This window comes from Okeania sp. SIO2F5 (assembly GCF_010692685.1).
Classification (GTDB): domain Bacteria; phylum Cyanobacteriota; class Cyanobacteriia; order Cyanobacteriales; family Microcoleaceae; genus Okeania; species Okeania hirsuta.
On record NZ_JAAHGU010000003.1, the window covers coordinates 20,142 to 35,032 of the forward strand.

Below are 14,891 nucleotides of genomic sequence, written 5' to 3' on the forward strand. Positions count from 1 at the left end.
TTTATATTTTTGCCGAATTTGAGTAATATTATCGATCGCATACTACGCTAAATCCGGCGTTCGACATAACCAATATTGATGAAGGTAAAGAAGAAGGCAGAGGGATTAGAGAGGAAGCAGAGCAGACTAATTTTTTGATGAAAACGATACTTTAAATACCATTTACTACTAAAAAAAACTGTTATCTTGGTTACTTATATCATGTCCGGATAAGAGCACGATAGAACTCCGTTCCACTTACGCGACCAAAAAACTTTCTCCTTTTCCTGCTCTTGCTTTTTCCTTCTTCCTTCTTTTTTCTTCTTTCTTCCCTCCCAGGAGGGGAGGGGGAGGGGCGAGGGGTGGGTTGACTCCTGACTCCTTAGCTATACGATAAACATCCCAATCAACCTAAACAAGCAGCTAAATCTTCATCCGGAGTAGCGATCGCCTGTAAATTATACTTTTGGCTTAACAACTCGAACACATTGGGCGAAATAAACGCTGGTAAAGTTGGCCCCAACCGAATATCCTGAATTCCCAAATATAACAAAGTCAACAATACAGCTACCGCCTTCTGCTCATACCAACACAAAATCATCGACAACGGCAACTCGTTCACACCCACATCAAACGCTTTTGCCAAACCTACAGCAATTTGAATTGCTGAATAAGCATCATTACATTGACCAACATCCATCAACCGAGGAATTTCCCCTATCATACCCATTTCTTGATCGAAAAAGCGGAATTTACCACAAGCAAGGGTCAAAACCACACAATCTTCTGGAACCTTTTCCACAAACTCTGTATAATAATTGCGGTCAGGTTTTGCTCCATCGCAACCACCGACTAAAAAGAAATGACGAATTTTTCCTTGCTTCACCGCTTCTACTACAGTATCAGCAACATTCAAAACTGTATTCCGAGCAAAACCAACCATTACTTGTTTCGGTTCCCCATCTTCAGTAAACCCAGGCATCGACAACGCCTTTTGAATTACAGAAGTAAAATCAGGGATACCATCTGTTTCCGCATCCAAATGAGTCATTCCGGGATATCCCACCGGACCAATACTAAACAACTTATCCTCATAATTTTCATGGGGAGGCATCAAACAATTAGTTGTCACGATAACTGGACCAGGAAATTTAGCAAAATCCTTAGTCTGATTCTGCCAAGCGGTGCCATAATGACCGTAGAAGTGAGAATATTGTTGCTTCAAAAGCGGATAACCGTGGGCAGGTAAAAGTTCCCCATGAGTGTAGACGGTAATGCCAGTATTAGCAGTTTGTTTTAAGATTTCTGCGAGTTGTCTAATATCGTGACCGGAAACTAAAATTGCTTTTCCTTTCCGGGGGTTCAAAGGTACAGAGGTAGGAACAGGATGACCGTAGGTTTTGGTATGACCTGCATCTAAAAGTTCCATTGTTTTGAGATTAATTTCTCCCACTTTCAATGCTAGGTTTACCCAGTCATCAAGAGTAAGGTCTGGGTTATCTAGGGCAACTAATGCTTCGGCGATGAAGTCATAAATTTTTTCATCCTCTTCTCCCAGTTCCTGAGCATGGAAATTGTAGGAAGCGACACCTTTGATGCCATAAATAACGGTGAGTTTTAGGGAGAATATATCAACGTTACTGCCAGACTGAGTAATAAATTTCAGGGAAGCATTTTCACCTTGGAGGGATAAACTTTCTGTATAGTCTGGTTGGTAGTTAGCTAAAGCAGACCATTGAATAGATGTATTAGTTTGTTGGATTTTTGTTTTCAGATTTTCCCGGTGAGCGATCGCCTGCTTAATATATTCAGCAAAACTTTTTTTGTTAAAGTTAACATTTGTCATTGTGGCAAATATAGACTCACAGATGAAAACGTCTATTTCTCTAGTGGGAATATTTAATTCTTTTGCTCGGAGTCTGACTTCTGCTAACCCACGCAAGCAGTAAACCAATAAATCCTGTATAGCATTAAGTTCTGGACTTTTACCACAAGCTCCCCACTGATGACATCCTTGCCCACTGGCGGTTTGTTCGCATTGTTCGCAAAACATAGACATAATTTTTTTCTCCTATTTGGTGTTCTGTACTGTAGTTTCCTTTCGATGCGTTATGCTACCGCTAACACACCCTACTGGACTACTGGCCTGACACACTTTAAATGTTGCATTAGATGGGAGATGGGGGGATGGGAGATGAGGGGTTCAAGACACCTAGAAACAAAAATCTATTGCACAGTTTTAGCTGTGTCAGTCTACTACTGACTAGCTGTATTGACTAGCTATAAACTATTATATTTCTTCAAAGGACTTAATTTCATTAAAACTTAATATTTCTATATACAACAAAATCAAGTTCGATGGATGTATTTTAATAGTAAAAAAATCAGAATAAATAACCGATTTCAACTATTAATATTCCCAAGATATCGAACTTGATTTAGTATTTTACAGCAGTTTCCGAAGCTATGATGTACAGTTGTTTTTATTCTTTTCTGTTCCCAGCTCCGGTGTTCCCTGTTCCCTTAAACCTAAAATTTTGTACCTCATAACAACGGGAAACGCTGTATATTCAAACTTTTGCTGCTTGAGACATTTGTGAATTACGCTCAAAGCTAATCATATTAGCAATAGATTCTGGTAATTCCTGCAAATCATCTGTATCTTGAGAACCACTTAAAGGAGAGACAAAAGTATAACAAGGGTCACATTCACCCGTATCATAAACCTGAAGAATCCAATAATCAGGATATCCTTCTATTGCTACTTCCACAATATACCAATTAGGCTCTTGTTTCGTATTTCTAATAGTAAACCATTCTTGTTCTGTCTGGGGAATTTCCCAATCATTCCCCAAAAAATCAATGGCTAATTTTTCTGCTTCTGTCTGAGAAAACATAACATTAACTATCTACATGATCTTTATCAAAATAATATGGGTCGCGCAACCCCGCTTTTTAAGGCGAAATATTTTTGGAGCGAAGCTCAAATTCCCTACTTCCCCTCCTGGATCCCCTCCTGGGAGGGGCGGGGGTGGGTTGGGTTAGGGGGTGGGTTAACTTTTGACTTCATTAACCCTTATGGGTTTAATACCCCACCGTCACCAGGGGTGCAAATGCGGTTGGTGGGGTGAGAATACCCATCAACTCCATTCTCCTGACTCTTGACTCCTGAGGACTGACTCCTTCTTCAATGGGCAGGTGCTGCAGCAGCTTCAGGGTCAGGATATAATCCTAATTGTTTAGCTAATTCACGAGCAAGATGGAATAAAAACTTAGCACCATCTTGATTTCCATGATGAATTTGTGCTTGACCAACTTGCATTAAAACTGACACAAAACCAGCATCAACTAATTCAATATTTTCATCTAAAACATCAGGCTCTTTTCCATTAGGACATTGTACTAATTTATCAATTAATTCATAATATTGTTCTGTTCTTTGTTCGTCCATGATAATTTCCTTGTGTTAAAGTAGTGGTCAGCCATCAGTTATCAGCTTTTTCTTTGGCTTTACTTTACTTTCAGAAAAACTGATAGATGGCTAAATTTAAGGAAGAAGAAATAAGCTGAAAAGACAAACTTTCCACTCCTAATTCTCAATTTCCAGTAATTGATAACTAAGTCAATAAGAACAATATTTGTATATTTATTGCTCAGTTATATTTCCTGTTCTCTGTTCCCTCATGCCAAAATTTTAAATTAATTTTGCACGGGTACTTAATCAATTAAAGTTGATATAAGTTCTTGAAAAACCTTCTCAGCAGAATGCTGAACTACAGAAGAAAGTTCTAGACCAAAATCCAAATTTTCAGCTTCTATTAAATAGACAATTACATCTTCAGGAAAATCCTCCCGAAAGATTTTTCGACCCACCGCCAGAGCATTATCCCAACGAAAATCATGCAAATTATAACTGGGTTCTGGCAGTGCTTCCAACTCGGAACTAGGCACCTTAAATATTGCACCTGGTTCAGAACCTGTAGCACTAGCATCCAGAATAATTAATTGCTGAGTTCCCCTTGCCTGAAACATCACTTCCATTCCCGCAGTACCGCAGTCATAAACCCGGACATTCGGATGAGGATGTTCAGTCAAATATTGCTGCAAGCGTTGAGCAATAATTACTCCTACCCCATCATCACTACGGTTAAGATTACCGCAACCAATAATTGTCAACATTATTTATTTGTTAGTAAGCATTTCCTCCGGAATGCTGCGCAAACAGCCGTCAGCACTTCCCTACGGGATGCTACGCAAACAGCCATCAGCTATTGCTTTTAGTTTGAGATCAAAGCTTGACTAATTGTCAGAATTTATACTTACTATAAAAACTGGCTGAAACAGTCTATATTCATTAAAGCCTCCTCATGAGAGCTGATAGCTGACCGCTGAGCGCTGACTGCTATTTCAAGTGGGGTATTAGATGTGCTGAAAAGTAGATTTTATCTAGATTTATTAACTTTACGTCCTCAACACTAACCCATTTTTTAAACTGTTTTTGTAATCTGGTAACATATATTTGAAGTCAGAATTGGTAGGGGCGTTAGCGGCAGCTCTGCGTCAGTAAATGGCCATTCGCCCGTACAGAAGTCAGAAGTTAATTTATTGCTGTGACTGAAGCAGGAAAATTTGAGAATATTCACGATCGCTCTATCTACGGAATATATTGGGAAGCAAGCAATAGCATTAAATTCTTAAAAAGATAATTATTATAAGAAAAACTTTAGATTCCGAATATATTTATCGCTTAATACTCAAGCTAACTTTTGTAGTGTTTTGCTAAAGTCTCTGAAGGCAACTCCCCAAACATCGCTTTGTAATCTCTAGTAAAATGACTCGGACAGTAGAACCCAAATTCATTAGCAAGGAAGACGATGGAACAATTTTCCGGTTCGCTTGCTTTCAAGCGTTGTCGCACTGCATTAAGTCGTCGTATCTTGAGATAGCGCATCGGACTCACGCCAAATAAGTCTTTAAAACCAAAAGATAACGCACAACTGCTAGAGCCTAAATTTTCAGCTAGTTGTTTTAAAGTCAGAGGTTTTTTCAAGTTTGCTAACATTTTTTGCTCTGCTTGGGCAATCAACTTTGCTCTTCGGGAAGGTTTGAGGAAAGACTTAGAATTTAACTTGATAGGAATCTGACTAATTAACAAAGGAACGAAATCATCAGTAATGAGTTTTTCAATATGAGGGTTTTGAAACCAAGTCGGTTGGTGTACTGCTAACCAAATCAGTGGTTTCAGATAATCTTTAATTTCTTTCATCCCAGTTAGAGGCAAATTCACATGATTTTTATTCCGGAAATTATCGTCTAGATCGTGGCGTTGTAGTTGGTCTGCATAAGTATCAAAAGTTTTAACAGGGATAATAATGTGTGTCAATGCTCCACCTTGAGGAAATATGTCGTGTGCTTCAGTGTTATTGAAACCAAAAACAGTCCTTTGAGGTGCGACAGGGTGACGGAAGGAGTAATATTCCTTTTCATTCTCAGACCAAAGTATCGCAAAAGATATGTATTCCTTTCTACCCTCACCTGAAAATTGAAATCCCTGGTTCACCTGATTACATACGAAAAATAAGTCACCAACCTGAATCGACAAAAACTCAGCTTTAACAGAACCAGGGGTGAGTTGTATTATTTCCTTATTTTTATACTCAAAAAACTCTTTGAAATTCTCCACATCTCTAAAGGATTTGGAGATAATCTTCGGATTGCTCATCCCAGGAACATCTTCAGCTTGGACAATTCTACTATTGTTTGTATCTCTCAACACACTCATTTTTGGACTACCTTTTCAAAAAAATAATCAAACAACCTATAAGCAAAGCTAATTTTTTGAAAAAATTAGTTATTTAATTTATATAACTGAGAAAGTTATAATTTTCGCTCATTCACAGAGATAGCTTACTACTAAAGTAACTTTTAAGTCACAGAGTAGGGATGACCCACCGTGATTGAATTATGGCCTTGTAAGGCCAGGAAAATTAGCTTTGTTGAAAAGCTAAACAACAAAGTTTCCAAATATTAGTTTTGTTTATCAGGTTTTACCGATGATTTTGAATCGAATTGGGAGAATGATAGTGGTAGTGGCGATCGCTACCTCTCTCCTCCTGGGAAATATCATATTACCCACAGGCCCTGTTCTTGCTGAAAAAACAGAAAATACCTTTGATCGCGATGGAGATCCGGCCAGTGTCGGTCGGGAGTTTGACCCGGGCCTCCCGATAGAAAACTGTTTCTGGAAAACGACTCTTAGTGCCGACCCCTATCACAACGCCTTTTATCCAGATGCACACAGTGCCTATCCCGTTGCTTTATTTTCTCTGCCCGAGAACAGTCACGTTGAAATAACGGGTAAATTTCCTCACGCTCGTTCGATGACTTTTAGCGCCTACTTTTATGATCCAGACTCAGATACCTTAGTTAGCGGAGATCATCAGATCGTCGATTATGAGATCGAACCCGACGAGGGATCGACGAACCCTTTCAGAAACGGGAGGAATCGCACGGCCAACGATCGTTCCTATACGATGACATGGAAGGCCGAGAACCTGCCAACATTCAAACAACGCTTTGCAGAGGCTTTCCCAAACTGGGGGGAAAAGTTGCAACAGATCCCCGAAAATTCTCCAGACTTCAAAGAGGCACTTGTTAAAGTCTTACCCAAGTTGGTTGAAAAATTGCCCAAGATTCCCGAGGATCTTCCTGAATTTGAAGAATTATTTAGCGATGCTTTCCCCGATAAAGCAGAACAATTGAAGCTCGAACCCAATACTTTATACCTTGGGGAGAAAGAGTTCCCCAATATTGGGTATATCGTAGTAATGCGACTCTATGTCCCCGATAAGGGAACAAACCTGCTGGGGGATACGGAATTACCCGAGGCGAAAATTATCAGGGAAAATGGTAGGGTCATTGAGGGCGATGCACTCTGCAGAAACAAATACTCCAAGTTCAAAGGCAGTATGGGTAGTGTTTATCCAAGTCCAGCATTCGATCCAGTTGCTTATAAGGCAGAGCGCGATCGCACGGAGTGGTACAACCAAGACAGACCTGATAGTTGGCCTGCCCAAGATCCTCCCTACATCATCCGCGAGTGGACTGCAAAGTATAATTTCTGTGCTAACTTTGAGCAAGGCCCCGATAACGCAGATCAGTGCCCTCAACCTACAGATCCGAATGTTGGTTCCGGCGGATTTATCAATTCGACAACGGTTTATCTGACGACGTGGATGGATCGCAATTTTGGGGAAATCTTGGTCTTGCGAGGCAAAAAACCTAAGACTCCCAAGACCTATTTTGGTAATAAAATCTTTAATCCCACGAGGGATGCTGAAATGCGCTATTTTTCTTGGTCTACAGACGAGCCTCTGTCTCGATCACGAGTTATTGATAGCGTCTTTGACGAAGAGATGCCAGTGGATGAAAACGGTTATTATACCGTAGTTGTCAGTCGCCCATCCTATCGTCCGAAGAATGCAAATTATGAATGTGGTTATGCCTGGTTAGAGTTTCCAGCAGCCGGTGATGGGTTTGGGGATATGTACCTAGGCGAGCTCCGGAACCGTTGGCAAATGCAGATGAATGAGTTTGAATACGCACCCCAAAAGACCAAAATCCCTGGTGACGAACCGGAGGTTATGGGTGAGTATTTCCCCCAGGGTACATATTATAAGACTCCTGAACAGTTTGACGAGGCTTTTCCGTGTAAGTCATAACCAGTTCCATTACCTGTTCACTAGCGCGATCCTCTATCGCAATTGCTTGAACTAGCTTTGAGGGTGGGCATTGCCCACTCTCTTTACCAAGACAACATACTTTACAAAAACCGATCTTCAAACAATTTAGTTTTAGGACTTAAAGAGTATGACACAAACAACACAAAAGCTACAAAGTGCAGAAGTTGATTTTGCAACGGTTGCAAATGTCGTTGATTTAGATGTTCTAGTTAAAAATACTCATGAGGGAAAAGGGGTATTTGCAGCTCGAAATTTTCAGAAAGCAGAAGTTGTTGTGATTGGCAAACCTGTTAAGTTTGTTCCTGAAAGAACATGGTTGCAGGACTGCCACTTATTTTTTCCTTTGATCGATCGGTTTAGAAGTTAAAACTAAGTGTAAACGAGCATGAATCAAACTTAACTCCGCCAAACCTAAATCTAGACTGCCATCCAAAACCACCCCAGTATTAATGATTCGGTCTAATAATTCCAATATAGAAGGACTTTCAGATTTTTCTCCTGGATAATACTCTCCCGACTTGGGCAACAAAGTACCAATTTCACCCAAATCCAAATTCAAATCTTCGGGGTCAATATCAAATACCTCGCACAGTTTAATCACCTGTTCTTCCAACTGTCGCAAACTTTCAGCCGCACGGTCTAATTCTTCATCACTCAACATTTCTGCATCCATTCGCCGAATCACCTGAGCTTCCATTAATTGCCGTACCAACTCAATAACTGTTAGCAACAATGGAGCTAACCCTGCTTCAGAGCTACTTTTTGATTTGCCAATAGGAATTATTGAGGGTTCTTCTGGAGATGGTTGTGGAGACATAAGAAATAAAGTGTGGGGAGTAATTTCAGTTATCAGTTATCAGTTATCAGTTATCAGTACCTCTGGCGGAAGCAAGAAGCTTGAAATCTGACAATATTCCCTTTTTTATCCCCTAAAAAGGGGAGGCTTTAGAGCCAAATTTTTCGGTAATTTTTTTCCCCTTGCTAACCAAGAAAATGAGCGTCATTTCAGTTATCAGTTATCAGTTATCAGTTATCAGTACCTCAATGGAATAGGGAGACAAGAAAATAGTGAATTTTCTTTTTTTTTAATCCCCTTGAAAGGGGAGACTATTGACCTAATTTTCTGGTCAGGAATTACTTCTAAATTCTGAATTCTAAATTCTAAATTCTAAATTCTAAAACGTTCTTTGAAGGCGAAATGTTTTTGGAATGTTGCTCTAATATCTTTTATAGCACTACGCAAATAGGTTAGGACATTTTTAAATCTTGTTTGCGCAGCATTCCGTAGGAAAACCCTTTTACAGTCTTCTGTTCCCTGTTCCCTGTTCCCTATTCCCTCTTCAAGTAGCGCTATACAAAAACAACTTCTGACTTCCCCTCCTGGGAGGGGGAGGGGCGAGGGGTGGGTTGACTTCTGACTTCTGACTTCATTAAGACTTCTTTGTACGACGACTACTCCGCTTCACAGTTTTCTGTTCAACTTCTACTGGAAAAAACTCTTGTAAAACCTCTTGAAGTTTCTCCATAGCTTCCCCCCTGGGTAAACTAGCTCGCGATATTAATATATCAGCACAAATATCTTGAAAATTAGGATCTTGAGCATTCACAGGAACATCATGGTCGTGACAAACCTTGGCAATAATTAGGCAGGAACGCAAACCACCTAATTTTTCTTCCCCCACTGTTGTGCGAAAAGTACGCACTAGGTTAACTATAGTTTCAGCTTTTTCAGCGTCTATACCTGTTTGCCGTATAACTATTTCCTGTTCAGTTAAAGCATCAGGTTCTCCCATATTAATTGTAACCACCCGGTCTAATAAAGCATCCTGAGTAGAATGAACTCCGTGATACTCTTCAGAGTTGGAAGTTAAAATTACTCTAAATCTGGGATTAACTTGAATATATTCCGAGCGGTCTTGGTTAGGTGGCAAAACTAACATTTTCTCTTCTAAAACGGAGAGTAAAATATTGTTTACCTCCGGACGGGAACGATTAAATTCGTCATAAACTAGAGTAAAACCTTCTTTACAAGCTAAGGTTAATCGAGAGTCAACCCAATGATGTTTCAGTTCATCCTCAACTTTTAATACGGTATGGATATAATTATCCACAACTTTTTTCCTAGTATATCCAGATTGATTACCTATTAAATCTGAGGTTTTAAATTCGTCATCCCCAAACATTAAAACAATGGGTTGACGACGTAGATGAGCAAGGTGTAATGCAAGGGTTGTTTTGCCTACTCCTGCGGGACCCCGTAAATGAACTGAATAGCCAGATTTTAAATAACGCAAAGCACGTTGAGCTACACGTTCAACACCGGGGGTGCTGACAAATTGTTGGGTGAGACATTAAGTACAGTAGTCATTTTCAGTTATCAGTTATAACAGGGAATAGGGAATAGGGAATAGGGAATAGTTATGAGATGTAGGTTGGGTTGAGCGTTAGCGTTTCGCTGCGCGACATGAAAAGCGCAGCTTATCCGGAGGATAAACCCAACAAAATGTTAATGGTGTTGGGTTTCATTCTTCAACCCAACCTACGTCTTCTAACAAAACCCCTATAATACCAACAATCAAGGATGAAAAACAACAAGTAATTATCAATTATCCATTATCAATTATCAATTATTTAGACGTAGTCTATAAAAATACTAAAGGATTAATCTATATTCAAGATTTGTACTCTAAAGGCAAAGCAAGTAATCTCTATACCCTAGATATAGAATCAGGAAAAACAGTCTTAATTGGTTCTATAGGTATGCATATAGTTGATATTGCTTTTTGTGTAAATATACTCTATGGTATTCGGTGGCGTGACCAAAAAACAACAGATTTAGTCAGAATAAATCCCACTACTGCCAAAACTACAATTATTGGTAAATTAGGTAATAGTAAAGTAGCTAGTTTAGCTTTTTATAAACATAGAAAAACTCTCTATGCAATGGGCTATTAAATATTATTAATAGTAAATGTAAAGACTGGTGCAAGAAGAGTTATTAGGTCTGATAAATCTTATTCTCCTTTTTATTTTGGTGGTTTAGCTTTTGATAGTAAGGGCAGAGCATATTCAGATTTTGGTAATAATAATAATCGGCAAAGATACCTGATGCGACTTAATCATAATGGTACTCCTATTGCTGTTGGTGGTGCTAGTGGAATTAAAAATTCTGGTAGTCTAGATTTTTATGGTGATGAATTATTTGCTATATTTAATAGTCAATTTTTTAAGTACGATTTAATTACTGGTAAAGCAAGGTTGGTAACTTATACAGAACATAATGTTCCTTGGGCTGGAATGAGTGTAAAATTGCATCCTAGTATAAATAAAATGTCTTAAATTTGAGTTAGAGAATGAAAGAAAGTAATCAATTTTTACCTATAATAAGTTTTTAAAATTGTATAAGCTACCTATCTTTATCATTATTTACCTTTTTTGATTTAATATTTATTTCTTCTTCTTTATTCCTGATTCCTTTGTGATATATTAAATCAAATAACTAAAATGTTAAAATTTTAGGATTTAGATGTTTATTTGAGAGGTATTGAGTGATGAGGGATCTTAGTAATGTTCCGATACATTTGCTGAATCACGAACATTATCGTCAAATGTTAGTTCGTGATGGTCAACGTCGTTTTAATGAGTGGCGTACAGAATATCTCAGATATCGGCAAGAGTTTCTCAAGGATCAGCGACGTCGAATTCGGGAACTAGAAAATTTGCGTGAGTCTATTTATCAATATCATAAACGTCGTTTCCGGGAGTCTCGGAGAGAATTTTTGCGTTATCAGAATAAATTCCTGAATGAGATGCGCCGTTATTAGATTGATATTTTTCCACTCCAAATTAATTCCGTGGGATGGAAATTTCTTTTCCTCTAAATTTCAATTGGTCTAGTTGTTCAAATATAGCACTACGCAAATAGGTTAGGACATTAATAAAATTGAGATCTTTTACAACCAATAGTTTTGACTTGAGTTGATAGCGGATAGCTGAATGCTTACAGCTATACAAGGTAGAGATTAACTATAGCATTAACAAATAATGATTATACGAAAAGCTTTAGATTCTGATTTAGACGATGTTCTGTCTGTCGAACACGCGGCATTTGATTCAGACGAGTGTGTTGAAATTGTGCAACTGCTTCTTGGGGACGATAGTGCTAAACCTATTATTTCCCTGTTAGCTTTCCAAGAAAATAGAGCTGTAGGACACATTATGTTCAGTAAAGCTCGTCTGGAACCTAACACAGATAGTCTAGAACCCAACGCTCCCTTATCAATTTCAATTCTTGGTCCCCTAGCAGTTATGCCTGATGTTCAAAAACAAGGTATTGGCGGTAAACTTATTGAAAATGGATTAAATATTTTATCGAAATTTGGAGTGGATTTAGTTTTTGTCCTCGGTCATCCCACATATTATCCACGTTTCGGATTTAAACCAGCAGGGAATCTTGGGTTTGAGCCTTCCTATTCCATACCAGAAAAAAATGCAGATGCTTGGATGGTTCAAGAATTGCGTCCGGGAATGATTGGAAATTTCAGTGGAAAAATTATCTGTGCAGATAGTTTGGATGATCCTAAATATTGGCGGGAATAGGATTAACGAAGTCAGAAGTCAGTAGGGGCGAATGGCATTTGCGCTCCGCAAAGCTCCGAATGGCGTCCTCACTAGATTTAGTGTCCGTGCGTAAGTCCAGATAAAATCTGGTAGCATTGGTATTAAGAACAACTAAAGGTAGGATTAGTTATGAGCGAAACAACAGTAAAAGTAGAACTACCACCACCTTTTCCAGACCATACTCAATTACCAGATGAAGACGGAACCTTTGTGAAAAATTTCCAGGAACATCCCCAAAGTATTCTGTTAACTGATTCCATCGGACAAATTTTACAACAGCGACACCCCGATGGAAATTATGCTATTGGGCAAGACTGTGGCATCTATTGGCAGAAACGGAACCTCCAGAAAAAGGCGCGGAAGCACCATATTGGTTTTATATTCCTGATGTACCACCTTTATTGAATGATAAGTTTCGTCGTTTCTATTGTTTGTGGCGAGAATATATTGCTCCTCTGTTTGCTCTGGAATTTTCCAGTGGTGATGGTTCAGAAGAATTAGACAAAACTCCTTTATCGGCTTCTGCTGAGGGAGAAACAACAAAACCAGGTAAATTTTGGGTTTACGAACGCATCATTAGAATTTCCTACTACGGAGTATATATTATCAAAAACAATCAATTACAAATGTATTGTTTTGGTAATGGTGGTTATAAAAAAATGTCTCCTAACGAACGGGGGCACTATTTCATTGAACCTCTGGGAGTAGAATTAGGGATATGGCACGGTTCCTATCAAAATCAAACTCTATCTTGGTTACGTTGGTGGGACAAAGATGGTAATTTGTTGTTAACAGGAGCAGAAAGGGCAGAACTAGAAAAAGCTCGTGCTGAACAAGCTGAACAACAGGCTCAACAGGAACGTCAACGAGCTGAACAAGCTGAACAAGCACGAATAAATGCTGTTTCTCAACTATTAGCAACAGGAATGGATGTGGCACAAGTTGCACAAATTCTTAATTTCACTGTTGAGGAAGTGAGAGAAATTTCTGACAGTTATAGCTGAAGTCAGAAACCAGAAGTCAGAAGTTAAGTTCTTTAGTTTAATAATCAGAACTTGGGCGATCGCTCTATTTTGAGGGTGAGTTGCCACCAAGTTAAATTTTCCTGTACCTAGAAATTATCCTGAAAATTAGAGTAATATAGAATCCTGCTGAAAAGTTGTCATTGTGATGATAGGAAGCAATCTCGCACAACCCCTGAGATTGCTTCCTTCCACGGAGTAACCGTCGCAATGACTTGGAATAACAAATCATCCGGATTTAATATGATGTCCTGGAATGGAATAGCAGTTAAATTTACCAAGAATTATATATGGCCACCAGATTAATTGAATTAGAAGATGGTATTTTAGTTGAGGCAGAAGTCCCAGAGAATGAAGCCAAACCTATTTCTACTAATCTTATTAAAGAAGTTAAGTCTAGTTTTGCTAAAGTTAAACCTATATTAATTAGTATTAGTCGTCCTATTGCTGAAGCTTGGCAAGAAATTAATAAAGATATGGAAATTGAACAAGCTGAAAAAGTCAGAGAATGAGTAATTTAGAAGAATTTATTGTTTTAATTACCAGTGCTAGTGACAACTCTTTCAAAGCAGATGTTATTGGCACTGGATTTGCTTTTTATCGAGAGGATAATTATACTTATTTGCTAACCTGCGCTCATGTTATTGAGGATGTGGGTGGTGAGGAAAATGTTTTGGTTAATAATATTCCAGCAAAAGTTTTAGCAATAGGAGATATTACGGGTTTTGATTTAGCAGTGTTGGGAGTTGAAAAGCTGAATGTGCCACTTTTCCATTTAATAAGTTTATCTGAAGCAAAAAATCGAAACTTTCGGACAGCAGGTCATTATCTCTATGGTGAAGAGAAAAAAATCTTGCTGGAAACTGTTGATGGAACTTTTGGGAAAAAGCGTTTCGTTCGTCAAAATGATGAAAGAGTGGCAGTTTGGAATTTGTTAGTTGATGAAGGCGATCGCCTCCGTAGAGGTTATAGTGGCGCACCTGTTGTTGACTGGGGAACTGGTCATGTGTTGGGTATAGCTACCAATATGAAGAAAGATGGAGCGGAGGGGTTAGCTATTTCTATAGAAGCTTTGAAGAAAATTTGGCCTCAAATGCCTCCTGCTATTTCTTATTTTTACCAAGAAAAATTTGATGTGATAACGGTAAATAACAAAGGTGAAGAAATTGAGCGTCGTTCCAATGAAGCAGTATTTTTTACTGAAGATTTGGGTAATGGTATGGTGTTGGAAATGGTGGCTATTCCTGGTGGTACTTTTCTTATGGGTTCGCCGAAAAATGAAGTCGGAATATATGGCGAAAGTCCTCAACATAAAGTTACTCTGCAACCTTTTTATATAAGTAAATACCCTGTTACTCAAAACCAATATCAAGCCATTATGTTTGAAAATCCCTCTCACTAAATAGAAAACTGTTCCGGAACATATTTTGAAGTTGAGACAGCTATAGCTAATCTGCGATAGTAACCTGTTGCGATAAATAACCAAAAATAGAAAACTGTTCCGGAACATATTTTGAAGTTGAGACAG

Annotated in this window: 15 protein-coding genes and 1 pseudogene; 9 read left to right on the forward strand and 7 right to left on the reverse strand. The window is 38.7% G+C overall.

Going from position 1 to position 14,891, the window contains the following annotated elements:
- Positions 1-385: 385 nt before the first annotated feature.
- From hcp to F6K27_RS01135, 5 genes are all read right to left on the reverse strand, one after another.
- Positions 386-2,032, reverse strand: coding sequence for a hydroxylamine reductase (gene hcp, locus F6K27_RS01115; RefSeq protein WP_287276975.1), 1,647 nt, complete (start codon positions 2,030-2,032; stop codon positions 386-388).
- A gap of 517 nt (positions 2,033-2,549) precedes the next feature.
- The gene (locus F6K27_RS01120) at positions 2,550-2,876 is read right to left on the reverse strand and encodes a hypothetical protein (protein ID WP_287276950.1); all 327 of its coding nucleotides are present in this window, start codon (positions 2,874-2,876) and stop codon (positions 2,550-2,552) included.
- Between the two features lie 290 nt (positions 2,877-3,166).
- Positions 3,167-3,430, reverse strand: a complete 264-nt coding sequence (locus tag F6K27_RS01125) for a hypothetical protein (RefSeq protein ID WP_287276948.1) — start codon at positions 3,428-3,430, stop codon at positions 3,167-3,169.
- 266 nt (positions 3,431-3,696) lie between these two features.
- The gene (locus F6K27_RS01130; protein WP_287276946.1) at positions 3,697-4,158 is read right to left on the reverse strand and encodes a hydrogenase maturation protease; all 462 of its coding nucleotides are present in this window, start codon (positions 4,156-4,158) and stop codon (positions 3,697-3,699) included.
- Between the two features lie 580 nt (positions 4,159-4,738).
- The gene (locus F6K27_RS01135) at positions 4,739-5,761 is read right to left on the reverse strand and encodes an AraC family transcriptional regulator (protein WP_287276943.1); all 1,023 of its coding nucleotides are present in this window, start codon (positions 5,759-5,761) and stop codon (positions 4,739-4,741) included.
- Positions 5,762-6,032: 271 nt separating this feature from the next.
- Here F6K27_RS01135 and F6K27_RS01140 point away from each other — a divergent pair, with 271 nt between their 5' ends.
- Together F6K27_RS01140 and F6K27_RS01145 are read left to right on the forward strand one after the other, a co-directional pair.
- On the forward strand, positions 6,033-7,700 hold the full coding sequence (locus tag F6K27_RS01140; protein WP_287284010.1) for a hypothetical protein: 1,668 nt from the start codon (positions 6,033-6,035) through the stop codon (positions 7,698-7,700).
- Between the two features lie 148 nt (positions 7,701-7,848).
- Entirely contained in the window at positions 7,849-8,088 is a 240-nt protein-coding gene (locus F6K27_RS01145) for a hypothetical protein (RefSeq protein ID WP_124143858.1), read from the forward strand.
- Here F6K27_RS01145 and F6K27_RS01150 read toward each other — a convergent pair.
- Both F6K27_RS01150 and gvpN read right to left on the reverse strand, forming a co-directional pair.
- Positions 8,053-8,538 (reverse strand): gas vesicle protein K, encoded by a 486-nt coding sequence (locus F6K27_RS01150; protein ID WP_287276939.1) that lies wholly within the window; start codon positions 8,536-8,538, stop codon positions 8,053-8,055. The two genes, F6K27_RS01145 and F6K27_RS01150, sit on opposite strands and share 36 nt — an antisense overlap.
- A gap of 613 nt (positions 8,539-9,151) precedes the next feature.
- Positions 9,152-10,015 carry a gas vesicle protein GvpN gene (gene gvpN, locus F6K27_RS01155; RefSeq protein WP_287276937.1) on the reverse strand — a complete coding sequence of 288 codons (864 nt, stop codon included), beginning with the start codon at positions 10,013-10,015 and terminating at the stop codon, positions 9,152-9,154.
- 385 nt (positions 10,016-10,400) lie between these two features.
- Here gvpN and F6K27_RS01160 point away from each other — a divergent pair, with 385 nt between their 5' ends.
- The 7 genes and pseudogenes from F6K27_RS01160 to F6K27_RS01190 all read left to right on the forward strand — a co-directional run bounded on the left by F6K27_RS01160 (position 10,401) and on the right by F6K27_RS01190 (position 14,765).
- Entirely contained in the window at positions 10,401-10,676 is a 276-nt protein-coding gene (locus F6K27_RS01160; protein WP_287276935.1) for a hypothetical protein, read from the forward strand.
- 153 nt (positions 10,677-10,829) lie between these two features.
- Complete coding sequence (locus tag F6K27_RS01165; protein ID WP_287276934.1) at positions 10,830-11,060, forward strand: hypothetical protein; 231 nt, start codon at positions 10,830-10,832, stop codon at positions 11,058-11,060.
- Between the two features lie 212 nt (positions 11,061-11,272).
- Positions 11,273-11,545 (forward strand): hypothetical protein, encoded by a 273-nt coding sequence (locus F6K27_RS01170; protein WP_287276933.1) that lies wholly within the window; start codon positions 11,273-11,275, stop codon positions 11,543-11,545.
- A 220-nt stretch (positions 11,546-11,765) separates the two neighbouring features.
- Positions 11,766-12,320, forward strand: coding sequence for a GNAT family N-acetyltransferase (locus F6K27_RS01175; protein ID WP_287276931.1), 555 nt, complete (start codon positions 11,766-11,768; stop codon positions 12,318-12,320).
- Positions 12,321-12,470: 150 nt separating this feature from the next.
- Positions 12,471-13,345 (forward strand): annotated as a pseudogene (locus F6K27_RS01180) (Uma2 family endonuclease).
- Between the two features lie 308 nt (positions 13,346-13,653).
- A complete protein-coding gene (locus F6K27_RS01185; RefSeq protein WP_287276929.1) occupies positions 13,654-13,875 on the forward strand; it encodes a hypothetical protein in 222 nt (73 codons plus the stop codon).
- Positions 13,872-14,765 carry an SUMF1/EgtB/PvdO family nonheme iron enzyme gene (locus F6K27_RS01190; RefSeq protein ID WP_124143855.1) on the forward strand — a complete coding sequence of 298 codons (894 nt, stop codon included), beginning with the start codon at positions 13,872-13,874 and terminating at the stop codon, positions 14,763-14,765. Before F6K27_RS01185 ends, F6K27_RS01190 begins: the two co-directional genes overlap by 4 nt.
- The last annotated feature ends 126 nt before the right edge of the window (positions 14,766-14,891 follow it).

What these genes read in the sequence shown, in the direction of transcription:
- F6K27_RS01165 (WP_287276934.1), top strand. Translation starts at nt 10,830, where the DNA reads ATGCGACTTAATCATAATGGTACTCCTATTGCTGTTGGTGGTGCTAGT.
- F6K27_RS01170 (WP_287276933.1), top strand. Translation starts at nt 11,273, where the DNA reads ATGAGGGATCTTAGTAATGTTCCGATACATTTGCTGAATCACGAACAT.
- F6K27_RS01125 (WP_287276948.1), bottom strand. Translation starts at nt 3,430, where the DNA reads ATGGACGAACAAAGAACAGAACAATATTATGAATTAATTGATAAATTA.
- hcp (WP_287276975.1), bottom strand. Translation starts at nt 2,032, where the DNA reads ATGTTTTGCGAACAATGCGAACAAACCGCCAGTGGGCAAGGATGTCAT.
- F6K27_RS01145 (WP_124143858.1), top strand. Translation starts at nt 7,849, where the DNA reads ATGACACAAACAACACAAAAGCTACAAAGTGCAGAAGTTGATTTTGCA.
- F6K27_RS01140 (WP_287284010.1), top strand. Translation starts at nt 6,033, where the DNA reads ATGATTTTGAATCGAATTGGGAGAATGATAGTGGTAGTGGCGATCGCT.
- F6K27_RS01150 (WP_287276939.1), bottom strand. Translation starts at nt 8,538, where the DNA reads ATGTCTCCACAACCATCTCCAGAAGAACCCTCAATAATTCCTATTGGC.
- F6K27_RS01135 (WP_287276943.1), bottom strand. Translation starts at nt 5,761, where the DNA reads ATGAGTGTGTTGAGAGATACAAACAATAGTAGAATTGTCCAAGCTGAA.
- F6K27_RS01175 (WP_287276931.1), top strand. Translation starts at nt 11,766, where the DNA reads ATGATTATACGAAAAGCTTTAGATTCTGATTTAGACGATGTTCTGTCT.
- F6K27_RS01120 (WP_287276950.1), bottom strand. Translation starts at nt 2,876, where the DNA reads ATGTTTTCTCAGACAGAAGCAGAAAAATTAGCCATTGATTTTTTGGGG.
- F6K27_RS01185 (WP_287276929.1), top strand. Translation starts at nt 13,654, where the DNA reads ATGGCCACCAGATTAATTGAATTAGAAGATGGTATTTTAGTTGAGGCA.
- F6K27_RS01190 (WP_124143855.1), top strand. Translation starts at nt 13,872, where the DNA reads ATGAGTAATTTAGAAGAATTTATTGTTTTAATTACCAGTGCTAGTGAC.
- F6K27_RS01130 (WP_287276946.1), bottom strand. Translation starts at nt 4,158, where the DNA reads ATGTTGACAATTATTGGTTGCGGTAATCTTAACCGTAGTGATGATGGG.